This is a genomic window from Paenibacillus sp. S02, from assembly GCF_019454065.1.
Classification (GTDB): Bacteria; Bacillota; Bacilli; order Paenibacillales; family Paenibacillaceae; genus Paenibacillus; species Paenibacillus polymyxa_B.
Genome location: NZ_CP073682.1, coordinates 2971010 through 2993725 on the forward strand (window position 1 = coordinate 2971010; position 22716 = coordinate 2993725).

The following is a 22716-nucleotide window of genomic DNA, read 5'->3' on the forward strand; positions in this document are numbered from 1 at the left end:
ATCACTTAAATAGGAGGAATAAAGATGGCGAGATTATGGAGTAAAACAAAAATTGGAAACATGGAATTGCCTCATCGACTAACGATGGCGCCAATGACACGCAGTAGAGCACAAGAAGATGGTACACCTGGAGAGTTGGCTGCACTTTATTATGCTCAACGTGCCTCCTTGGGACTTCTAATTACGGAAGGTGTACAACCATCAGACGATGGTCAAGGATACTTAATGACACCTGGGATCTATACAGAAAAGCATATTGAAGGATGGAAAAAGGTTACAAGTGCTGTGCATGAAGCAGGCGGATACATCTATATTCAATTAATGCACGTCGGTCGTGTATCGCACCCTGATAATACACCACATCATCGGCAGCCGGTTGCACCATCTGCAATTGCCCCAGGAGTAGAAGCGTTTACGGCTACAGGAATGCAGCATATCCCTGTACCACGTGAGCTGAGTAAAGAAGAGATTCAAACAACCATTCAAGATTATCGAAAAGCTGCAGCTGCAGCTATTGCAGCAGGCGCTGACGGTGTTGAAATTCATGGAGCAAATGGATATTTAATTAACCAATTTATTGGAGAAAATTCAAACACGCGGAGAGATGAGTATGGTGGTTCTATAGAAAATCGTGCTCGCTTTGCGATTGAAGTAGCCAAAGCCGTCGTTGACGAGATTGGATCAGAGAGAACTGGTTTCCGTATTTCTCCAGGAACCCCTCTTGGCGGAATTCAAGATGGTGAACAAGGGCCAGATCTTTACCGTTATTTGACGAAAGAATTAGCTAAATTGAATTTAGCTTATCTTCACGTAATGCACCTTGGAAATGATGAATTGCTTCAAGACATTCGTTCCTTATGGGCTAATCCGTTGTTAGTCAATCGGGCTGGACGGACAATAGACAATATCAGTGTTGATATTGATAGTGACCTTGCTGATCTAGCTCCTGTTGGAGTATGGTCATTAGCTAATCCGGATTTTGTGGAACGACTTAAAGCAGGCGCTCCATTAAATGAAGCAGATCCTGCAACATTTTATGGCGGCGGGAGCAAGGGATATACGGATTATCCTACATTGAAAGAATTAGAGCACCAGGAAAGTAAGTAATTGGCTTCAAATTAAAATTAAAAATTATAGAAATAGAAATGCTCAAAATGGCGTACAAATGAAAAATTGTACGTCATAAATTCATCTATTAGTAAACGTCTTAAGGAACAACTTTCTAAAGGAATCCTATTTTGGTACAGCCTCTTGGATCAGCCAAAAGATCAGTGCTTGACATGTGAATTGTATTATACTAAAAAGTATTTTCTGCTTTGAGGAACTGCTCCATGTCGTTCTAAAACCTGATATTTGCTTCATTAAATTTGGCTCAACCTAATAATCAGTGCTTGACAGTCAAGCCAATACCCGATGATGGTTACATTCCACGAGAATGTCGGCTCTGTAGCGGCCATAGTGTCTGGTGAAGTAATGCCGACGTTGGTAAGCCTTGATGCGATTATGCCGGCCCTCAACGGTTGCGTTTAAGGTTGCGCCTGAAAAGGGAAGAGACCTCTGGAAAAAGACTTTATATGGTTTTGAGTATGAGGATGGGTCGGCTTTGTTGGCGGATTGGGATAATAACACAGCGGTTGAGGTGTCTTTTCAACTTGCGTCATTTACAGAGCTTTACGATCAGGCAGGCATTCTGTTATATCATGGCCCGGAGCAATGGATTAAAACGGGGGTTGAAATCAATGACGGCATTCCCCAGCTTTCCGCAGTCGTAACCGAGGGCTATCCTGACTGGTCGCTTGCGGCCGTGCCGGAGTGGGTCGGGGAAGAGGTCACCCTGCGCGCCTCCATTATGAAGGATGCCGTGATTATCCGGGCACGGACGGAGCATCACGAATGGCGAACGATTCGTGTGGCGCGTTTTCCCTACACAACCGGGAATCAAGCCGGTCCTTATACCTGTTCGCCAACTCGTGAGGGCTTTGAGGCCACCTTTACTCGCTGGGACTTTACAGAGCGGGATCAAGACCTTCATATCGATCCTCCGGTAAAGTAAACGAATAGGCTTTAGAGTAAGCTGTACTCACCGCATAGTGAGTTTCTGACTAGCGGATGTGGAACAACGAAACGAAGGGTTAGAAGTTGTTTTTCCAATTACTATTGGAAATAATGTGTGGATAGGTGGGAATGTTATCGTCCTTGCTGGGGTAACAATAGGGGACAATTCGATCATTGGAGCAGGAAGTGTTGTCTCCAAAGATATTTCTTCCGGAGTTATTGCATTAGGAAATCCTTGTAGAGTAATTCGCGAAATAACTGAAGAGGATAAGTATAAATATAAAAGGAACTAAAGCACGAAATGGTCAAGTGAAGTGCACCCCTTAGAATGGACATTGGAATAAACCCCTGGTTTATCCGATGAAAATTCTAGGGGGTGCATTTTTAATGGCAATAAAGGGGCAGAAGTTTAAGCGATATACACACGAGCTAAGAGTGAAAGCCATCAGATTACATATCGAAGAAGGATGGACTTATCGCCAGATTAATGAGCATTTAGGAATAGTAGACGAAAATCGGATGAAAGTATGGATGAGGAAGTATCGAATGTTGGGGGAGTTTGGACTGTTGGATCGCCGAGGCCGTCAAGAGGCATACATCGATGAGGAACGGCACATTCAAAGTCTTAAACGGGAGAATGAGATGCTAAAAAAGTGTTTGGAAATCTGGATGCGGGAGGTGCGAGCCAAAAGTACAGGGCCGTTGAGCAGGCCACAGCGTGGTATGGAGTAGCCGAGCAATGCAAAGTGTTTAAGGTATCACGTAGCGGCTACTATGCCTATTTGAAGCGAAAAGCTGAGGATAAGGATCATGAACTTAAAAAAGTCATTCAAGCTTTGTATGCGAAGTATGACGGCAAATATGGATACAGACAGCTCCAACTCTTCCTCCTTCAGGAGCACGGACTACTGATCAATCACAAGAAGGTGCTGCGGATCATGCAGGAGCTTGGATTACGTTCTAAAATCCGCCGTAAGCACCGTAATAACTATGCACCATCCGTACGCGAACGAGTTGCAGAGAGCTTGTTACAACAACATTTTCAAGCCGACGCGCCAAACCAGAAATGGGTGACAGACATTACACAATATAGTGTTGCAGATACGTGGCTCTACCTCTCAGCCATTAAAGATCTATTCAATAACGAGATCATTGCCTACCATATGGATTTGCGTAATGACACTCAGTTGGTCTTACAAACCTTTGAGAAGGCCTTTGAAACGCATAAAGACGTGACTGGGTTGATCGTTCACAGCGATCAGCGATCCCAATACACGTCTATTGCGTACCATGACATGCTGCCACAGGTTGGCGCCCAAATCAGCATGTCACGCCGAGGCAATTGTTATGACAATGCCTCCATGGAGAGCTTCTTCTCACATCTCAAAACGGAAGGGCTCTACCTCTATGATATACGAAGTGTGGAAGAGGCGCAAAGACGAATTGAAGCATACATCACGTTTTACAACGAGTCTAGACCGCAAAGAAAACTACAAAAAATGACGCCGGTTGAGTACCGGCGCCACCTTGTAGCCTAGGTGTTTTTTCAATGTCCACTAAATGGGGTCTTGACCATTTTAGCGGCTTTTTTATTTTTATCGGTACAAGTTCGTGTCCCGAGCTAAGGACAAGAACTTGTACCGATTGCCGGAATGGACAAGAACATAGTCCGATTACCGATTAGATGAGTATCTAAATGAAAAGCACTGTATAAGTAGCATAATACAGGGCAGTTTTCACATTCTTATGGAAACAAAGACTCGATAAGAAAAACACGGGCAGCTAGGGATTTCAAGGAGCGTAATCCATAATTCTTTAATTATTTTGTTTTATTTTCATTTTATACGTACGCCTTCCAATTCTTCGATTTGTAAATCAGCAATGGAATATAAGACAGCTCTGCCAGCCATTTTCACACGATCATTTTCAAGTTTGCAGTATAAAGTTCCACCACGTTTAGAAAGCTGTCTTGCTGTTAACTCTTTTTTACCCAACCGTTTTGCCCAGTAGGGAATAAAGTTACAGTGCGCGGAACCGCATACTGGATCTTCATTTACGTTTAACTTTGGAAAAAAGCTTCTAGATGCAAAATCGAATTTTTCGCTTTTCGCTGTAATGGAGACACCAAGACCGTCTGGTAACTCTTTCAGTTTAGAGAAATCAGGTGTAGCAGTTTGAACCGCTTCTTCACTTTCCAATACAAACATTAAGTCACGGCTTAAATACGTTTCTATAGGGGTAACACCAAGCGCTTCAACCATTTGCTCTGTTAAAGAAAACTCTTCTGGCATTCTGCTCGGAAAATCCATCTCATAGAGGTCTCCGTTTTTCATCACAATAAGCTCTCCGCTCATCGTTTTGAAGGTAATTTGTTCCATATTATTTTCATAATAGTTTGCAATCACATATGCTGTCGCGAGTGTGGCATGTCCACAAAGATCTATTTCTTCGGCAGGAGTAAACCATCTTAGGTGATATCTATCACCCTCTTTAACCGCAAAAGCAGTTTCGGAAAGATTATTTTCAGTAGCAATTTTCTGCATAAGATGATCTGAAAGCCAGTTGTCCATAATACAAACTCCGGCAGGATTTCCTTCAAACAGGTTCTCTGCAAACGCATCAACTACAAAGTATTTCATTGTCTTTTCTCCTTTTTTTATCGAGTTTGAAGTGAACATAGGAATTTTTCAATCTTTGAATAGAAAACAAAATTTAAAATAATTAAAAAAAATTATGGCGTTGAGCGATCATGACAAAATGTTCATGTTGTTTTTTTAGATTTCCCATTCGCAAAAACAGCTCCCAACATGGCCAAAGCTCCGCCAGCTAATGCGCCCCTTGATATTTGCTCACCTAGTAAAAATACGCCAAGTATAACAGTCCATATGGGTAACAAGTTAATAAAGGGGGCTCCCTTTGCCGCACCCATCAGCTTAATACCCGCATTCCAACAAACATAGGCAACAACGGATGCAAATGTACTTACGTAAAGAATGCAGAGCCATGCGGTTGGTGTCATATTAATAGTAGCCGGGTCAATCCTACCTATACAGCTAATCGCACTAAAGATGCTTCCATAAACTGCTGCACCAGCAGTTTATGTCAGTGGATCAATCGATGCGCTATACTTCTTTCCTAGAACCGTATAAAAACTCCAAGCGACACACGACAGAAGAATTAAAATATCGCCCATAAGTGAACCGCTACCCGAAACTGGTTCTTTACTTTGAAATAACAAATAAACACCAACAATTGAAATTAGGGATCCGATCCATGCACGACTTGATACTTTCTCTTTTAAGACAAGGGGGGTGCATAACAAAATAAATATCGGAATCAAAGCTGAAATCATACCAGCCCTTGATGCACTGACTAGTGTTAATCCCTCATAAGTAAGCGTCGAGAAAACGAAGATACCTAGAAAACCAAGTAAGGAGAACTCTTTCCATTTCGAGAATAATGGAAGTTTCTGTTTACTTGCACGTATCATACCAAATAAAATGAGGGCTGAAATTGCCCAACGAATAGTGTTCAGCAACGTTGGAGGCAGCGCCGGGGAGAGATATCGACCACAGATGTAGTTTCCCGACCAGAATAAGGTCGCAACAATTAAAAGTAAAAGCCCTTTTTTGCTATTGTTGAGCATAGAAATCATCCTTACTGCTAACCGGGATACCCGGTTCATTCTTATTTTCCAGATGTGCAACGTTACTTCAGAGTCAGACTTGATCCGTAATCTTCATTGATAACCTTCCTTACTTGCAAAACTCAATGTCTATTTGTTATTGAAATAGATAATAATACATAGAGTTTATCCATCGAAGGTGTATAACAATCAATAATTGACTACAACACTAAATACTGAAATTTCATGAGATAATAACCCTCCCTTGATTGGAGTTACGGATAATTAGATTTAACTCAAATCGACATCCCAATCTTTACATACGTCTACCCAACCTAAAGGTGAAGAGTATATTTCCAATTCCTGCAAGGACATTTTAACCGCACTGTTTGCGCTTCCTCCAGCGGGAAATAGGGTATCGAAACGTTTAAGGGATACATCTAAATAAACAACAACATCTTTGTTAATAGCAAAGGGGCATACCCCGCCTGGTAGGTGGCCTACACGGTTTTCCACTTGATCACTAGGAACCATTTTTGCTTTTTCATGAAAATAGTTTTTGTATTTTTTATTATCTATCTTTGCGTCCCCAGCCGTCACAATTAGGATTACATTATCGTTCAGATAAAATGACATGGTCTTTGCAATCATCCAGGCTCACAACCTATAGCCATGGCAGCTTGTTCCACTGTCGCAGATGACTGGCTCAATTCTATTAGTCGGTGCGATAATCCATATTGCTCAAAATACTGTTTCACTTTTTCAAAGGACAAGGTGAATCTCACTCCTTCTTTTTCACTAAACAGATGTCTTAGTGTTATAATATTAAACAACAATATAGACATCATAAACGATCAAAGTGTATAACACTCAACAATCAACTATAACACTAATGGGTGATTAAAAATGTATATTGATATTCAGCGAAACAATGGCATTTCTATATCAAAGCAAATTGGATTGGCGATTGTGGATCAAATTCTTTCGGGTTTTTTACAAGGGGAGGAACAGTTACCTTCAGTCCGTGCGCTTTCCAAGGAAATCGGAGTGAGTTTACTAACGGTCGTCAAAGCATATCAAGAATTGGAGAAAGAGGGATATGTTTATTCCGTACAGGGGAGAGGCACCTTTGTGCTCAACAAGCCGAATAATTACTCCATAAATAAGTCAGAGGAACAAATTGCGCAAGATTGGCAGTTATCTGTTCAGGATTATTTGCCTCGATCCCAGTTTTCTCAATTTCATATTGTACCGGAAAAAATTCATTTATCCTCTTCGATGGTTGATCCAGAGTTGCTTCCTGGTTCACTTTTGGACCACGAGTTGCGGCACCTTATTGGAAAACAGAGTCACTTTTTTTCTAGTTATGGGGAAATTCAAGGAGATATGCAGCTTAGATTGGCCATGCAAACCTACTTATCTAAAAAAGGGATTCATACACAACCTGCAAATCTGCTGATCACGAACGGATCGCAGCAAGCTATTGACTTAATCGCACGTACATTTGTTGGTCCCGGTGATGTGGTCGTGTTGGAAGCTCCAACTTACCCTGGAGCCATCGATATTTTTCGCGGCCGTGGCGTCACCATCTTAACTGTACCGGTGGATAAAGAAGGGATGCGGCTGGATATTCTTCAGCATCTGTGTGATACGTATCGTCCGAAGATCATTTATACCGTTCCTACGTTTCATAATCCTACGGGTACCGTGATGAGTAGTAAAAGGCGAAGGAACTTATTGGATATTGCTCAAGCGATGCAAACCATTATTGTTGAAGACGATCCATGGAGCGAGGTGTTTTATGATCAAAAGCCGCCAGCTCCAATAAAAAGCATGGATGAGCATGGACATGTGATCTATTTAAAAGGGTTGAGTAAAACACTGGCACCTGGATGCAGGATCGGTGTTCTCGCTGCATCGGGTTCTATTTTCAAGCGGCTCCTTTCAGCCAAAGCTAACACGGATTTAGGGACTCCGTTGATCACTCAGAAACTATTATTACCTTTTATAGAATCCCATAAAATGGTTGATCACATGGATAAAATGAGAAATGCGCTTAAAGCCCGACGAGACTTGGTTATTGAACTTCTTTCGAAACATTGTCCTGATGGCGTCTCGTGGTTTATTCCAAGTGGAGGACCTAACCTGTGGATCACTCTTCCTCAATGGATGCAGTCTCATCACGTTCTCTTGGAAGCAAAAAAGAAACAAGTTTCATTTTTACCAGGTTCGACGTGCTTCCCTGTAGAACATGAGAACCATCATCTCCGAATAAGCTTTTCTTATGTGAATGAAGAATTACTGCGCGAGGGCGTAATCATACTGTGTGAAATCTTTAGGTCTATGATGAAAGATAAAGGTACAGGCCATTCACCTCCATATATGATTACCTAAATAATAGAAGAGTCACAAAACCTACGAAGTCGCTAATTTAGTGGCTTCTTTTGTTTAAGACATAAGCGTTTGTCATAATATGAAGTCTCATAAATAGATCGCTATGCTCATGCGATTAGAACAGCCCACATGCTATTTTTCTAATTCGATATTCATCTTGTTCGTTGTTGTTAAGGTGATAAATCGTTTAATTATGGACGTTATTCTCAATCCTATACTCTCTAGGTGTCATCCCAACTTTCTTTTTAAATACCTTAATAAAATAACTACGAATTAAATCCACATTCTAATGATATTTCTTGTATGTTAAGCGTGTTATAACTTAACAAGTGTTTGGAAGATTCCACACGATGCTGTAGCAAATATTCAATGGGCGAACAATTCAAAAAGGAATGAAAACAGCGAGACGCTTCACTTTTACTGATGTTGGCTGACAACGAAATATCTTCTAACGAAACTTCGTTCATATAATTCTGATGAATAAAAGTTAGCATGTTTTGTAATCTTACTTGGTGTTTCACATCTTTTTGGGATTGAGTGATTTTAGGAATTTGATCCAGATGATTGTAGATGGATTGCCAGATTTGATTCAGATTGCACTGCACTTGCATTTCAAAACAAGCTCCTTCCAGAGATTCTGCATTCTGATGTATATCGGGAAAATCACCAAAAGGACTTTTCAAGCCATACTGATGCAACAATGAAAAGATAGACGAAAGTTTGTTTAAAATTTCATTGTGCCAAGGGTTATCGGCATGCAAAACAAAATAAGGTAATTCCGAGTTAGCAAGAATAGGCCGTACATACGTTTTATAAATGATACTCGTATGTGGCGAGATCAACTCAGCAGAGAAAACAATGTTAGGACATTTACATCGATCGTGTTCACTGATTTGTTCAAATGAATGCAAACGTATTAGCGCTAACAAAAATGCCGTCTCCTGGATTCAATACAAGAACTTGATTACCAATTTGGGCTCTAAGGGAACCGCCTTGTACGATGAAGAATTCCGGTATGACTATGAGAGACGAATTGCTTCTGGTAAGTTATTTACTGATTACTGTGAAGGACTGCCTGAAGATAGAATGCAGGCGAAAAAAAGAATGCTTGCCTTCAATTCAACAGCACCAGATGCCTTGGATAAGCGCGCCCAGCTTATAACTGAAATATTTGGCAAAGAAACAAACGTGTGGATTGAACCGCCTTTCTACTTTTGCTATGGAACAAACATTGAAATTGGTGAAGGATCTTACATTAATTTTAATTGCAATTTTGTTGACGACACTAAGATTATTATCGGGAAAAACGTGATGTTCGGTCCAGCTGCAACAATTGCTACTGTGGGACATCCGATCCACCCGGATTATCGGGGATATATGTACGCAGATCCTGTGAAAATCGAGAACAATTGTTGGATCGGGGCAAATGTGACTATCTGTCCTGGGGTCACTATCGGTGAAAATACTGTTATTGGTGCCGGGAGTGTAGTAACAAAAGATATTCCGGCGAACTCCGTAGCTGTGGGTAATCCTTACAAGGTATTGCGCGCAATTGACGAACATAATCAAAAGTATTATTACAAAGACAGAAAAATTACGAAAGATGATCTGGATGAAGAAGCCAATTTGAGATAGTTCACAGTTGAGGGAGAATTAAAATGATTAAATTAGTGCTCACTGATATGCGCTTATGAGAATTTGCTGAGCAATACGGGCGATGGATTCGTCAAAAGCTAGCAAAAGTTTCGAAGCAGGACATTAAGAGCTAAAACTTGAGCCGGTGAAAAAAGGGGCTTGAAATAAGCTGGATCGAATTTAAGCGTGTGTAAGAAATAAAGAAAAGAAAGGACACCCTCTATCTCTATCAAGAGAGGTATCTTTTTTCATGAGATCCTAATCAGATCATTCAATGTTGAGAATTGGTGGGAAAACGATACACTGTGTCACTAAATTAGCTTTATATAAAAGAGAAATTAGAGAGTACTTAAAGTGATGTATTCGTAGCAATACCTCATAAAAGAAAATACGATTTTTGCATTATAATACCCGATTTTGTGGAAAAAAACAAAGAAGATTGAGTACAATTTTTAAAGAATTAGATGTTTTATGAAAGCAGGGGGTAGAGTGCAAAAACGTGTAGAGCTGGTAAATACAGCAGGCGCTAATTTTAATCGTACGTTCAATCGAGAGCTTGTACACCTCGTCATTCCTATCGCATTGCAGAACCTTATAGCGGCAACTGCAGTCTCGGCGGATGTTGTATTAAAAACTCTAAAGAAAATATAGTATGACTAGGAGCCAATGGATTGCGGTATACTATATCTATACTAGTGAGTCCATTACCCAGCGTCGTGAACTGGCAGATAAAATGTGTATAAAAGAACCCAGCAGCTAGTATTTCTGAGGATGAACTTCAATCGTTTAAAAATGTACTCAGTATTATGGTTTCAAATGCTTTAAAAGTGAGAACTAAGATATTTAAGTCAGTGATTTCGCATCTTCAATAAAAGAGTGATTAACCTGAGAAAGAAAAAAGAACTTCCGTAAATGGGAAGTTCTTTTTGCCTAAAATCATTCGTTTAGCATGAAGTGGCTGATTCAAAAAAGGATTTCAGGGGATCCGAAATGTTATGTGACTGAAAGCATATAATGTTTTAAAAGACGTATATCTTCTCTTGAAACGAGCGCGAGCTTTTCAATATCTTTCGAAAACGTTATACAGCAAAATTTAAGGCTACCTGCGAAAATTAAGTTCGGTACCTGTAATGCAGCAAATAACTTATTTGCTGCATTACTGTGCAGACTGCAGGGAGGCTTTATTGGCATTTTCAATATCATTTTTACTCAATAGTAGATTGCAAACGGTAAAACCTACCGCAACCGCAATGAGCATTCCCGAAATTGCATAGACAAAGTAGGGGCCGATGTATGCCGGAATACTGAAAATACTGGACAGTACATATCCGTACAAACGGACACCAAAGAAACTAATGTAGGCGGAAGCAACCGTACTGGCAATCGTGGCAGCCAAGAAGGCTTTTTTGTACTTTGCTAACACCCCGAACAAAGCGGGCTCTGTTATTCCCAGCAAGCCGGAGACGGCAGCGGAGACGATAATTGTTTTTTCTTTCGAGGTCTTCACTTTAAAATACACGGCAAAGGTTGCGCCTACAATCGAGAAGTTAGCCATACACATCATCGGCATTAACATATCGTAGCCTTGTGTTGCAAAGTTCTGCAGCGCAATTGGGGTCATGGCATGGTGCATGCCCGTAAAGACAGCTATTGGACGAATCGCACCAACAACCACACCAGCCAGAACAGGGGAGATGTCAAACAAGCCTTGAACCAGCCAAGCCAGTCCGTTTCCTAAATAGACACCGATTGGACCAATAACAGCTAAAGCCATAAATCCAGAGATAAATAGAGTCAACGTTGGTGTAACTACCGTTCTGAGCACTTCCGGAACAATCTTGTTAACCCAGCCATAAATATAACTCATCGCCCAAACGGCAAAAATAATCGGGATGACGGTTCCGCTATAGTTGAAAACTGGAATCGGGAGCAGATTAAGGAAATGAAAGGAGGATATTTCACCGGCTTTCGCCGCATCCACCATCGTTGGGAACATAATAGTTGCCGCTATGGCAATGGCCAAATACTGATTGGTCTTGAAAATCTTGGCCGCCGAGGCTGCCAGGAAGAATGGCAGGAAAGTGAACACACCGCTGGCCATCATATTTATTATTTGAAAGGTCTCACTCTTATCCGAGATGTAATGAAGTGCAGTCAAACCGGCAATAAGTCCTTTGATTAATCCCGCACCTGCAATTGCTGGTACAATGGGCCCGAATACGCCAGATACTATGTTCATGAAGAGAGTAACAAAACCTACTTTTTGCTTGCTTCCCTTCTCCTCTTCAGGACTCTGCGCATCCTTTAGCTTGAGCTCATTAGCTAGAACGGTGTAATATTCTCCGACTTTAGGACCTATTATTATTTGAAACTGGTCTTGATTGAACTGCGCACCAAGTACTGGGTCCAACTCTTTGATTTTCATAATATCTACTTTATTTTTATCTTTCAGCTCAAATCTAAGTCGTGTCATACAATGCCAGGCGTTTTCAATATTCTCCTCACCGCCTATTCCTGCAATCATGTCCTTAATCGCTTTCTCTTTGCTCATTAATAATTCTCCTGTCCTAATGGATATTGGTTCCGCTTACACACTGAATAGTATCATAAAGAAACTTCTAATAAAAGCAGTCCAAAATGGTTAGTCTTTCTCAAAAAAACCTTTATAACAAAGGGTTTTTATTCATTTTTCATCATAATTGGACTGATATCTTTCGTTATTCAATCGGTTTACCAAACCAAATTGATTCTTCCTTTCAAACTATGGTTCAATACTCTTAGAAATTGTAGAAAAGAGGAGAAACATGAACCCTTCCATCATCACTAATGTGGAAAGCTTTATACTAAAACCTGACCGTCATAATCTGGTGGTTGTCAGGGTAAATACAGATAATGGAGTCATTGGATATGGCTGCGCCACTTTTCAGCAACGGCCCAAAGCCGTCCAGCTCGTCATAGAGGAATACCTCAGACCGATTTTACTTGGCCGTGACGCCAACCATATTGAAGACTTGTGGCATATGATGATGGTCAATTCATACTGGCGCAACGGACCTATTCTGAATAATGCAGTTTCCGGTGTTGATATGGCTCTATGGGACATTAAAGGCAAGCTCGCCGGTATGCCATTGTATCAGCTGTTTGGCGGCAAATCACGGGATGCCATTCCGGCATATACTCATGCAGTTGCTGACAATATTGAAGATCTGTACAGCGAGATCGATGGACTCCTTGAACAAGGATACAAGCACATCCGTTGCCAGCTTGGCTTCTACGGGGGGAATCCTTCACAGCTGCACTCTCCGGCCACTTCCACAGCGGGCTCCTATTATGATCAGGACGAGTATATGGAGACTACGGTCAGAATGTTTGATCTTTTGCGGGAAAAGTATAACAACCGGTTCCATATTCTTCATGATGTTCACGAGCGGTTATTCCCCAATCAGGCAGTGCAGTTTGCCAAAGCGGTCGAACCGTATAAGCCCTACTTTATCGAGGATATTTTGCCGCCGGATCAGAATGAATGGTTAGGGCAGATCCGCTCACAAACGTCAACGGCGATTGCCACAGGCGAACTGTTCAACAATCCGCTGGAATGGAGAAACCTGATTGCGGGTAGACAGATTGATTTCATCCGCTGCCATGTATCCCAAATCGGGGGAATTACACCTGCGCTGAAGCTTGGAGCATTATGCGAGGCTTTCGGGGTTCGTATCGCCTGGCATACACCATCCGATATTACGCCAATTGGAATTGCCGTCAATACACATCTCAACATTCATCTGCATAATGCAGCGATTCAGGAGAATATTCCGATTAAAGCAAACACCCGCAGCGTATTTTCGCACAATATTGACGCCATTGATGGCTATATTTATCCGCTTGATCTGCCGGGCATCGGCGTGGAGTTCAATGAGGAACAGGCAGGTGCCTTCCCGGTGGAATACCGTATGCATGAATGGACACAGGCCAGATTACCCGACGGGACGCTAATGACGCCGTAATTAAGGCGCAGCAAAAGACTCTCCGGCACAGGCGGTCAGCACGGAGAGTTTCAGGTCAATTATTAGCTGCGTATCAGAGGTTTCTTCTTTTGTGATGCTCGTTGTTGAAGGCCGTCAAGTACGTGCACTTATAGTCGACAGCGACAATTTCACTGATTTCAAAAATGGTACCGTTATTCAGTATTCCACGGCTTGAAATTTTCATTGCTGGGCTTTTCTTTTTTTGCTGCAAGAACATCGCTTGTTCTTTATCAAGCGAGATTGCCTCATAAGTATTCAGGTAATGTGAGATAGTGAACTTATGCTTTTTCACAAATGACTGAATGGAATTCTCGGCATCCTTCTGTGTTAATACAGGGAATAATGTCGCAGGCAATCTCGACTGCTCAATCTGCATTGTCTGATAGTTAACGATTCTCAAGCGCTGGTACATCCACACTTCATCCTCGGAAGTTATATTAAAGATTTGCTGGTCACTAGGGGTGGAAGGAAGCTTCTGCAGCTCGATGACCTTAGACTGAATATTGGAATAAGGATTCTCTGTAAGTGAGTTGTAGATCAGCGGACTAGCTTGAATATTTTTGTTAATAAAAATACCCGAACCCTGGACAACCTTAACCATACCCATATATTTCAGCTTCTTAATGGATTCTTGTATTGTAAATCTGGAAACCTTATATTGCGCCGCCAATTCTCTTTCTGTAGGAAGCTTCCAGTCTGAATAATGTTTTTGATAGATTTTACTGAGCAGATCATGGATGACAAAGTCTCTTTTGTTCACAAGGCAGGCCCCCTATTCGTTATTTCATTGCTATTCTAACACACAGTTACAGGAGGAAAACCTATGTTTGGGTTTAAGAAAAAAAAGATAGAATCGCCTTCCATAGATATTTCATCGCCTCTCTCCGGTCAATTCTTAGCTCTGAATGAAGTTCAGGACGAAGCCTTCTCAAGTAAAGCGATGGGCGAGGGATTCGCCATCTTGCCAGATTCCGGCAAGGTCATTGCTCCTTTTGACGGCATTATCGCCCATATCATGGAAAAGAGTAAGCATGCTATTCTCATCGAGCACAAGAACGGCGTTCAATTGCTCATTCATGTTGGCATGAATACCGTTTCTCTTAAAGGGAAGGGCTTTACAGCTCATGTAAGCAACAGCGACCGGGTAAAAAAAGGGCAGCTTCTACTGGAATTTGATATGGAAACTCTCCGGGAAAACGGATGTTCTACTGTTACGCCCATCGTTGTTCCAGGAGGACAGGACACCTTCTCGCGGGTCGAGGTTGTAAGCGAGAGTAAACAACCTGAGAACGAGACGGTGTTACGTATATTTTATTAAGCTGTTCAGGGCTGCCTTGTAGCAGTTTTGAAGTCTGCATTTCATATTTTGAAAATTAAATAGGTTTTCGCTAATAATTGAGTAGGAGGGGGTAGCAAGCCCCCGTCCTCTCACACCACCGTACATGCTTGAATTCAGCAAATCTCAGAAGGATACAACAATATTAGGTGTAACGACGTATTAAAAAGCCCTAACACATTCAAAATGGCTTTTGATCATTAGGTCTGGATTATAATGCAATAATTAAGTTGTTTTCGCTAATAATTTGATTACAGTGGTATAAATAACGGTTGTACGCTGTATTACTTATAGCCCTGCCCACATACCAATAGCAGCAATCTCCTGTCACACAAGGGATTGCTGCTATTTCTCGGTCTCATTTTGAAGCTATAAACGGTCTCATTCATGCTTAAAAACAGTCCTAACTCAACTTTCGCAGCTGGAAAATCGGTTTAAACCCTTGAGAGAGTAAGAAGAATTCAATACAATTACTCGTATTGACAAAAAACACCTCGCTTGTTTGGTATCATGGAAGTGTTGAGCCCATGCCAACAAGAAAGGTGCGTAACTCTACGTTACAACAACATTCCCTGTCTGAAAAAGATGGTGAGAACTGGTTATGAAACAGAATTTGAAATTTCTATTGTCCAACCAGGGGTATCAATATTAGAGATCACAAATTCTATGAAACAAATTATCCTAGCAACAGATACTTATTTAAAAGATACGTTTGGTTTACGTTTGACATGCTTTTTTAGTAATTAGATGGATATTTGGGGCTTACAAAGACATAAAAAATGAGCGTGCAACTGTAAAGAGTTGTACGCTTAGTTTATATTTTATGCGATTAGAACCGTGTAATTTAAAATTTAATTTTTACTGATTTAAACTCTAGCATAGTTTAATCGACAACTGATGAAGTGCCGATATTGAATATTATATCGGATGTAAAGCAAGTAAACTATTAGAACAGTGGGGTAGGTAGATGAAACGAATTACAAATGAGAACTATTATACTGCTGATGAACCTTTTAATGTTTTTGGTTACCGAGATCCTCTGACAGGTGAATATCAAAAAATTACGGAGAGCTATCTGATAGAGTCGATTGATGAGCTCAAGCATAGTGAACTCATTACTCCAGTAATTAAAGAAATGATTGAAGTATCTAAAGCTCTCTTTGCTTACGGTTATTTGTACTGGAGCTTTTTGACACTATCTATGGATCAAGCGTTTAAGGCTTTCGAGGCCACGATTGCCCATGTTCATGAAAAGATATACGGGTCAAATTACACTGGAAATACGCGTTTGCAGCTTTCCTCTATGATAGATAGATTGTCAAAGAGAAATATTATTAATCAAGAAAAGAAGTCTAGATATCACAATCTAAGAAATATTAGAAATATGAACGCTCACCCATCTTTTCAAATGCAACTTGGATTGCCTTCTTATGATGTATTGAAGGATATATGTACAGAGATAGATTTCTTGTTTCATGCTTTACATAATCAGGACAAGTGAAGTATCGATTTTATTAAAAAATCGTAATGAGAGATTGGATGCGAACGTGTCCTAAACATTGTTAGCAAGATTCGCAAAAAGTGGAAGCAGAGGGATATGAAATCAAGCGAACGCCCAGAGAACGGGGTGTAGATGGGCTACCTATCTGCTCGCCTTGACTATGGCCCTAACGGACATCGTACCGGCGTCTCCTGCAGAACACGCATCGGCGGCATCGGCTATAGCGCCCTCGCAAGGAGAGTTTACGCAGGATCAGCTCGACAGCTTGGCTTATCTGAACGAGATTCGGGCGTAGGCAGGCGTAGGCCCGTTGGAACTGGGTGCGAGATTGTCGCAGGCGCACGCGGCTTATTACAATACTACCCGCTTCGAAGGATTGACGGCCCATAGGGAGAAGCCGGGCACGCCAGGATTTAGGGGAGTGACGGCCGGAGATCTGGGCAAAGCAGCCGGATGGCCAAACACATCGGTAGCTGAAGTTATGTCTTTTAAAAATGCAACGACATGAAAGGAGCCGACGTTGGATTCTACGGAGCTGAGAATCCGAATCCGCTTGTCCACTTCGGTGTTGAACACTCGGGTGGCATCATCTCGGCTGCGGCAGGCTGCGGCATTGATTCGTTCGAAGCGAGCATCGTGGTGAACTGAAAGGCGAAACGGTATTCTTATATCCGGAGGATGTGCTGGACTGGTACAGCGTCTATACGGTGAAGCTCGATTATACGCTGTATAAGGAGTTGCAGCGACGAAGCAAGTACCTGGTCGTTCACGACAGGAAAAGGAAACACAATGCAGGGCTTATACGCCCAATACGACGAATTGGTGCTGAATCCGGGAAGCAAGTTGCCGATGAAGATCGTGGCCTCTTACGATGACGGCATATTTGGAACCCCGAAAACGGCGATTGCCTACTCCAGCAGTTCGCCTGCTGGTCTGAAAGTCTCGGCAGAGCACACTCGAAGGGGTTAAGCCCGGAAATTACAAGGTTACGCTCAGCTCTGGGGCGGTTAGAGGTACGGTGCCGGTGCGGGTATTCGAACACCTCAAGAGCAAGCGCTATCCAGCAACGGATCCCACCAAGATCAAAGATATCGCAGGATGCTCCGATCAAGCGGCGATTGAGTGGGCACTTCGTTCCGGAGTCGCCGGAGCAGACGCAAACGGTAAATTCCGCTCAGTAGATCCCGTGAGCGAAGCGCAGTTTCTCATCATGCTGCTGCGCTCCTACAAAGTCGATGATGAATCGTATGCTTCCAATAAGAAGAAGAAGAAGAAGAAGCACTGGGCGAAAGGAGCCTACAAAGTGGCGGCGGCTCGCAATCTGTTACTCTTCAGTACACGTCCGGGCAAAAGTGACCCCCGGGACAAGTCAATTAACCGCTATCGAGCGGCTGGCCTGATCGCGTCTATGGACGGAGATTTTCCGTATGCGGTGAACTACGTACTGTCTCATGATTAAATGCGCGGAACCGAAGGCAATCAGATGTGGATGTTCGGTTCAAACGATATCGTTACTCGGGCGCAGGCGGCAGTGATCTTGATGCAATTGCAGTCCGGCATGGAGCAATTGGTTGGTGCACCGAATTCGGTCACTTCCGAGAATAAGCTACCTAACATCTGTTTCCGGAAGTGTATATCAAACCGATACTTGGTAGCAAGACGTTGATTGCTGAATTTCGAGCGGACGGCACGCTGTTGGTGGAAGGACAATTCGTGGATCAGGCGAACAAGCAGTGGGAGATTCATATCAATCAACACCAAAATAACGAGCGAATTGGGAATATATTTGGATGTGAGCCTAAGAACACAAGGAACGACCTATTCGATCGGGGTCAAAAGAGGCAAATTGAACGCTTCGGATTTTTCAAGAAGACCTAACAAAAATTATTCGCCAACGAAAGGCGAATAATCGTCCGCCTGGTGCGGACGCTTCAACGTGTCGAGAAAGTCGAATTAGATGTATAGAGGAGTCTTAATTTTCATGTCCTCCCTCTTAAAATCAGGAATTATCAATTTCTCTGGTAATGCGAATATGGTAGCAGAATATGTTAACGGAGGAGAACGAATGAATTATTTAAGTGAAGAAGATTTCAGGAGGCTTTGGAAAAGTGCTCTCAAATCTGTTGATACATCTGCGTTGCTTTTTTTAAAGGAGTGTCATGCGCGTTACATCTTTTATCGTTAAATAGAATATGTTAGGCTTGCGAATAGTCATTATAATTAAAAAGCCATAAAGAGGATGAGTGCAATGCTTAATATAAGAATGTTAAAAGCATTCAGTGGTGATAGTTTTATCATCTCATATAATAATGGAGATGGTAGAAATACAAATATTTTAATTGACGGTGGAATTGCTAGAACATATCGTACTTTAAAAAAAGAAATAAAGGACATTGAAAAAAGAAATGAAGTAATAGACTTACTCATTTTAACTCATACAGACAGTGATCATATCGGTGGTATACTAAAATATTTTCAAGATGAAGACATGAACCACCACTTGATAAGAAAAGTTCTGTTCAATTCGGCTAGTTCTCTCTCAAAGTACTTCAACACAGATATTATAAAAAGTAGAGAACTGACCTTATCGCCGTTAAACTCTGAGTGTTCTTATCGAGAGGGGAAAAGTTTAGAAGACTATCTTAAAAAAAATAACATTTGGAATGATGAAATAATAAAATTCAAAGATAAATTTCTTTTATCTGGGGCTAAACTTACCATATTATCTCCGACGATTGATACACTTAAAGAATTAAATAAGAACTGGGAACTAGAAGAAAACAGCGATACCGAGTGTGGTGGTAATAATAATGATTATAACTACACTTTAGAAGATTTACTCAAAAAACCATTTTGTGAAGATAGATCACTTGCAAATAAATCTAGTATTGCTTTTCTTTTTGAATACTCTGATAAAAACATTCTAATGTTAGGTGATGCTCATGCTTTAATAATAGCGAATTCTTTAAAGAGCATGGGGTACTCAACCAAAAATAAACTTAAATTAGATTGTGTAAAGCTATCTCATCACGGAAGTAAGTTCAATACTTCCGAGGAGTTGCTATCAATTTTGGATTGTTCCCGTTATTTAATATCAACAAATAAAAGTAATCGTCCACACAAGGAGACTTTGGCAAAGATTATTAATTCTCAGCAAAGGGTGTCTTTTTATTATAATTACGAGCACCCGGGGCTTTTTAATACTGAAGAAAAAACATTATATAACTTTTACGAATATGTGATATCAAATATTGTATTGGAGGAATAGAGAGAATGCATACGTCAAAGGAACTACCACACTGCATCCGTTACAACTTTACATACAAATCAGAATCTAAGTACGGAAGCGGAATTATCATTCAAATGAACAGTGATAAGTATGACATGATATTAACAGCAAGTCATTGTTTGTTCAATGCGACTGAAGGACAATTTGATTTTTTTGGCATTGATCTAGAAGTAATTGCTATACATATTCTTAATAACTTGGACATTGGTGCCATAATTATTAAAAAAGCTCCAAAAGGAATGGCGAGTAATGTCCCTTTTAAGCTAGGAGAATTTAATTATGAGAATTCATTACTCTGTGGTTTTCCGTATCTAAAAAAAGATACTGACGCAGCCTTTGAATGTATAGAGGCAAATTTTAAGGGGAACACGAGCTCAACGAGTAAAAGAATGACCTATAACATTGATTTTTCAGATAGCTTCGATCGTTCTAAGAAAGAGTTGCTTGAAGGTATGTCCGGCTCACCACTTCTAGTTTCAAAGAATAAGGCGCTTGTCGGTATTTTTATTGGAACTTTACTTCCTGATGGTGCTTACAGCGAAGTGCAGGTTATTCCTCTAAGCGCAATAATTGATGAGTTACGAGAGCTCGATATTGTTTATCTTGAAGACGGGAGTTTTGAAAATGGGATATCATGGTTGAACATAAAAGAAGAGAATTCTGCTGCCATTAAGGGTCATAATGAACTTTATTCTTTATTAATTGGTAAAAGCGGCGCCGGAAAATCTGCTTTCATTAAAACGTTTTTAAAACATTCAAATCTAATTAATTCTACCGGAAATGGCCGAACTACACGATCAAGTACTGAATATGAAATTTTTCAGGATCTAAAAATGCCTAATGTTGAAATTAAATTTTTTAATAAAGAGGATTTTGTTAAATTTCGCATTAATCAGTGCTATCAAATTCTAGATGAATCAACTGATAATAAAAATACAAAAACTAAAGAAGAAGGCATCCTTCACTTATCCGAGTATTCAATAAAACCAACTCAACTTTTAAACAGTACCCTTCGTAATGAGGACTTTTTCGATTATGAAGAGCTGGACTTTTGTACAGAAGAGAGAATCCCTCATCAGATATTAAATATTTTTAAGTCTCTATTTGGTATTGATCCAAATATTACTATTCCTGTGAAATATTCGACGGATCAATATTTTCACTTAATTAGTAAATTAGGGATTGAAAGAGATCCAGAAAAAAGTAAGAATGATTATGATCTTGATGATGTAGTTAGAGTTTTATTTGAAAAAGTATACGATGTTGTAATTAGCACATTAAAGAAAAAACATAGCATTTTATTTTCAAAGGAAAATCAAGTCACAATTAAACTTCACCCTGATATGAATGAGCAGGAAAAAGAGTTTTTAGAATGTTCATTAAAGGTAATGGAAAATGAAGGGGTGAAGTACTCCTATACGGGATTCATTGAAAAAGTCATTGTGAAAGATAGAGTAAGCGATGATTACATTAAGGTTTTTAAGGATTTACATATTTCCAAGATAACTTTAGTGGATACTTATGGGTTAGATCATGCTACTAGTTTGAGTAAGGACCTGTTAGAAAAAAGACTACCTAAGCTAATGGAAGATTACCCCAAAATGAATACGGTGTTCTATTTAAGAAAGCTAGGGTCTGATTCTCCCTCTGATCTAGAGTTAGCAATTCCAACCATATATAATATTAATCCAAACTTCAGAATTTATATGGTTTTTACTGACATAGATGCGAATCAATCAGTGATTAACAGTATGAGCAAAGACCCTGTTGTAGATCTCTGGGCATTAAATAAAAAAAACAAAATAAATGTTGTTAATTATTTTAATTCTAGAATTACAGGATATATGGACGAAGACCATCCTATTCAACAGGCTTTAAAAAACAACGGTGTCTCAAAAGAACTGGCGGATAATATATATAAAGTAATCAAGGATAAACTAATACCGTATTGTTCAAATGAGAATGGTAGTGAACGTTCTCAGTATCTTAGAAATAATACTTTTCATATAAAAGAGTTATTGAGGTCTATTATTCGAAAAGAGTATTTGGGTACTGGGTTCATTAATATTAAAAAAATGGAACTCAATTTTAACGCCAACACTCAACCTCCAGAACTGAAAGATAGATTAATATTTCTATTGGAAGAAATGTTTGATGCTGCAAGTATTACATGGTTTAATGGGTACTCGGGACATGGGCACTGGAGAACACAGACCGCTAACATTGAGCGTTTAAATCGAGATGTACTTGGATATTGGGGCACCTATAGAGATGTATGGAACTGGAGATTTTTTGATGCATACAACAAAGTATTTTCTAAGTTGTCCTCTGATGATTTTGCACTGTTCTTTTCAACTGATCCTCAAATGAATGATGCTGCAGCAATACAGCAACTATTAAATAATTTTTCTACGCATTTTTTGAGTTGTCCAGAACATAAACTGTTTAGATTTCCAGTTGAACCAACGTTATGTTTAGATTGTAATCTAGATAAGTGCTTTAAGCAGATACTTTTATCTAGTTATAAGGATAATGAGCTCAAAGAGAGTGTACATGATAAGCAAAGGAGTGATTGGCTTAATGATCGCTCAAACTTCCGTGAACGATTCCACAAAATTGATTCAGAGGTATATGATTATTTCCTTGAGGAATTTTCGAACTACTTTTTTGATGAGTGCAAAAAGCATAACGCTCGAATTGTTACTGAAGTCTTAAAAGAAAAACATGGTACAGAGTTTAAAAAAATTGGTGATTTAATAAAAGATTCTTTAAAGAATTTCGAAAGAGATCTCTCTGAACAAAGACTTTATGAAATTATGTCGCAAATAGACTTATATGCGTGAGTATTTGATAATT

At 40.3% G+C, this 22716-nt stretch carries 24 protein-coding genes and 3 pseudogenes; 19 read left to right on the forward strand and 8 right to left on the reverse strand.

Annotated features, from left to right (window positions below; genetic code table 11):
* Positions 1-24 precede the first annotated feature (24 nt).
* The 5 genes and pseudogenes from KAI36_RS12930 to KAI36_RS12950 all read left to right on the forward strand — a co-directional run bounded on the left by KAI36_RS12930 (position 25) and on the right by KAI36_RS12950 (position 3593).
* Positions 25-1107, forward strand: a complete 1083-nt coding sequence (locus tag KAI36_RS12930; protein WP_220027963.1) for an alkene reductase — start codon at positions 25-27, stop codon at positions 1105-1107.
* A 421-nt stretch (positions 1108-1528) separates the two neighbouring features.
* Positions 1529-2053 (forward strand): annotated as a pseudogene (locus tag KAI36_RS12935) (DUF1349 domain-containing protein); the annotation flags it as partial.
* A gap of 55 nt (positions 2054-2108) precedes the next feature.
* A pseudogene (locus KAI36_RS12940) lies at positions 2109-2348 on the forward strand (DapH/DapD/GlmU-related protein); the annotation flags it as partial.
* A 94-nt stretch (positions 2349-2442) separates the two neighbouring features.
* Entirely contained in the window at positions 2443-2787 is a 345-nt protein-coding gene (locus tag KAI36_RS12945; RefSeq protein ID WP_258382304.1) for a transposase, read from the forward strand.
* Entirely contained in the window at positions 2709-3593 is an 885-nt protein-coding gene (locus KAI36_RS12950; RefSeq protein WP_220027965.1) for an IS3 family transposase, read from the forward strand. Before KAI36_RS12945 ends, KAI36_RS12950 begins: the two co-directional genes overlap by 79 nt.
* A 297-nt stretch (positions 3594-3890) precedes the next feature.
* On the opposite strand, the gene KAI36_RS12955 is transcribed toward KAI36_RS12950, so the two are convergent.
* The 4 genes and pseudogenes from KAI36_RS12955 to KAI36_RS12970 all read right to left on the reverse strand — a co-directional run bounded on the left by KAI36_RS12955 (position 3891) and on the right by KAI36_RS12970 (position 6453).
* On the reverse strand, positions 3891-4694 hold the full coding sequence (locus KAI36_RS12955; protein WP_220027966.1) for a PhzF family phenazine biosynthesis protein: 804 nt from the start codon (positions 4692-4694) through the stop codon (positions 3891-3893).
* 122 nt (positions 4695-4816) lie between these two features.
* Positions 4817-5125, reverse strand: a complete 309-nt coding sequence (locus KAI36_RS12960) for a DMT family transporter (protein WP_220028119.1) — start codon at positions 5123-5125, stop codon at positions 4817-4819.
* Between the two features lie 27 nt (positions 5126-5152).
* Entirely contained in the window at positions 5153-5701 is a 549-nt protein-coding gene (locus KAI36_RS12965; protein WP_220027967.1) for a DMT family transporter, read from the reverse strand.
* 270 nt (positions 5702-5971) lie between these two features.
* Positions 5972-6453: pseudogene (locus KAI36_RS12970) on the reverse strand (YbaK/EbsC family protein).
* Between the two features lie 133 nt (positions 6454-6586).
* On the opposite strand from KAI36_RS12970, the gene pdxR reads away from it, so the two are divergent.
* A complete protein-coding gene (gene pdxR / locus KAI36_RS12975; protein ID WP_220027968.1) occupies positions 6587-8074 on the forward strand; it encodes a MocR-like pyridoxine biosynthesis transcription factor PdxR in 1488 nt (495 codons plus the stop codon).
* A 187-nt stretch (positions 8075-8261) separates the two neighbouring features.
* On the opposite strand, the gene KAI36_RS27700 is transcribed toward pdxR, so the two are convergent.
* Together KAI36_RS27700 and KAI36_RS12985 are read right to left on the reverse strand one after the other, a co-directional pair.
* Positions 8262-8357 (reverse strand): AraC family transcriptional regulator, encoded by a 96-nt coding sequence (locus tag KAI36_RS27700; RefSeq protein ID WP_220027969.1) that lies wholly within the window; start codon positions 8355-8357, stop codon positions 8262-8264.
* The gene (locus tag KAI36_RS12985) at positions 8341-9003 is read right to left on the reverse strand and encodes a helix-turn-helix transcriptional regulator (protein ID WP_258382305.1); all 663 of its coding nucleotides are present in this window, start codon (positions 9001-9003) and stop codon (positions 8341-8343) included. The genes KAI36_RS27700 and KAI36_RS12985 overlap by 17 nt, the downstream gene beginning before the upstream one ends.
* A 31-nt stretch (positions 9004-9034) precedes the next feature.
* Between KAI36_RS12985 and KAI36_RS12990 the strand changes: the two genes are divergently transcribed.
* Positions 9035-9709, forward strand: a complete 675-nt coding sequence (locus KAI36_RS12990) for a sugar O-acetyltransferase (RefSeq protein ID WP_258382306.1) — start codon at positions 9035-9037, stop codon at positions 9707-9709.
* Positions 9710-10180: 471 nt separating this feature from the next.
* Positions 10181-10360 carry a hypothetical protein gene (locus KAI36_RS12995; RefSeq protein ID WP_220027972.1) on the forward strand — a complete coding sequence of 60 codons (180 nt, stop codon included), beginning with the start codon at positions 10181-10183 and terminating at the stop codon, positions 10358-10360.
* 505 nt (positions 10361-10865) lie between these two features.
* Here KAI36_RS12995 and KAI36_RS13000 read toward each other — a convergent pair.
* Positions 10866-12260 carry a PTS transporter subunit EIIC gene (locus KAI36_RS13000; protein WP_220027973.1) on the reverse strand — a complete coding sequence of 465 codons (1395 nt, stop codon included), beginning with the start codon at positions 12258-12260 and terminating at the stop codon, positions 10866-10868.
* Positions 12261-12513: 253 nt separating this feature from the next.
* Here KAI36_RS13000 and KAI36_RS13005 point away from each other — a divergent pair, with 253 nt between their 5' ends.
* Entirely contained in the window at positions 12514-13713 is a 1200-nt protein-coding gene (locus KAI36_RS13005) for an enolase C-terminal domain-like protein (RefSeq protein WP_220027974.1), read from the forward strand.
* A 73-nt stretch (positions 13714-13786) separates the two neighbouring features.
* Here the strand turns inward: KAI36_RS13005 and KAI36_RS13010 are convergent, their stop codons facing one another.
* Positions 13787-14494, reverse strand: coding sequence for a GntR family transcriptional regulator (locus tag KAI36_RS13010; protein ID WP_220027975.1), 708 nt, complete (start codon positions 14492-14494; stop codon positions 13787-13789).
* A gap of 63 nt (positions 14495-14557) precedes the next feature.
* Between KAI36_RS13010 and KAI36_RS13015 the strand changes: the two genes are divergently transcribed.
* The 10 genes from KAI36_RS13015 to KAI36_RS13060 all read left to right on the forward strand — a co-directional run bounded on the left by KAI36_RS13015 (position 14558) and on the right by KAI36_RS13060 (position 22703).
* Positions 14558-15052: a PTS sugar transporter subunit IIA gene (locus KAI36_RS13015; RefSeq protein ID WP_220027976.1), complete on the forward strand. Its 495-nt coding sequence runs from the start codon at positions 14558-14560 to the stop codon at positions 15050-15052.
* A 985-nt stretch (positions 15053-16037) separates the two neighbouring features.
* Positions 16038-16571, forward strand: a complete 534-nt coding sequence (locus tag KAI36_RS13020; RefSeq protein WP_220027977.1) for a hypothetical protein — start codon at positions 16038-16040, stop codon at positions 16569-16571.
* A gap of 154 nt (positions 16572-16725) precedes the next feature.
* Positions 16726-16866 carry a hypothetical protein gene (locus KAI36_RS13025; protein ID WP_220027978.1) on the forward strand — a complete coding sequence of 47 codons (141 nt, stop codon included), beginning with the start codon at positions 16726-16728 and terminating at the stop codon, positions 16864-16866.
* 15 nt (positions 16867-16881) lie between these two features.
* The gene (locus KAI36_RS13030; protein ID WP_220027979.1) at positions 16882-17079 is read left to right on the forward strand and encodes a hypothetical protein; all 198 of its coding nucleotides are present in this window, start codon (positions 16882-16884) and stop codon (positions 17077-17079) included.
* Positions 17076-17219 (forward strand): hypothetical protein, encoded by a 144-nt coding sequence (locus KAI36_RS13035; RefSeq protein WP_220027980.1) that lies wholly within the window; start codon positions 17076-17078, stop codon positions 17217-17219. The genes KAI36_RS13030 and KAI36_RS13035 overlap by 4 nt, the downstream gene beginning before the upstream one ends.
* A 141-nt stretch (positions 17220-17360) precedes the next feature.
* Positions 17361-17540 carry a hypothetical protein gene (locus KAI36_RS13040; protein ID WP_220027981.1) on the forward strand — a complete coding sequence of 60 codons (180 nt, stop codon included), beginning with the start codon at positions 17361-17363 and terminating at the stop codon, positions 17538-17540.
* 217 nt (positions 17541-17757) lie between these two features.
* Entirely contained in the window at positions 17758-18030 is a 273-nt protein-coding gene (locus tag KAI36_RS13045; protein ID WP_220027982.1) for a hypothetical protein, read from the forward strand.
* Between the two features lie 170 nt (positions 18031-18200).
* Positions 18201-18449: a hypothetical protein gene (locus KAI36_RS13050; RefSeq protein WP_220027983.1), complete on the forward strand. Its 249-nt coding sequence runs from the start codon at positions 18201-18203 to the stop codon at positions 18447-18449.
* A gap of 370 nt (positions 18450-18819) precedes the next feature.
* Positions 18820-19839: a ComEC/Rec2 family competence protein gene (locus KAI36_RS13055; protein ID WP_220027984.1), complete on the forward strand. Its 1020-nt coding sequence runs from the start codon at positions 18820-18822 to the stop codon at positions 19837-19839.
* A gap of 5 nt (positions 19840-19844) precedes the next feature.
* Positions 19845-22703: a hypothetical protein gene (locus KAI36_RS13060; protein WP_220027985.1), complete on the forward strand. Its 2859-nt coding sequence runs from the start codon at positions 19845-19847 to the stop codon at positions 22701-22703.
* Positions 22704-22716: the final 13 nt, after the last annotated feature.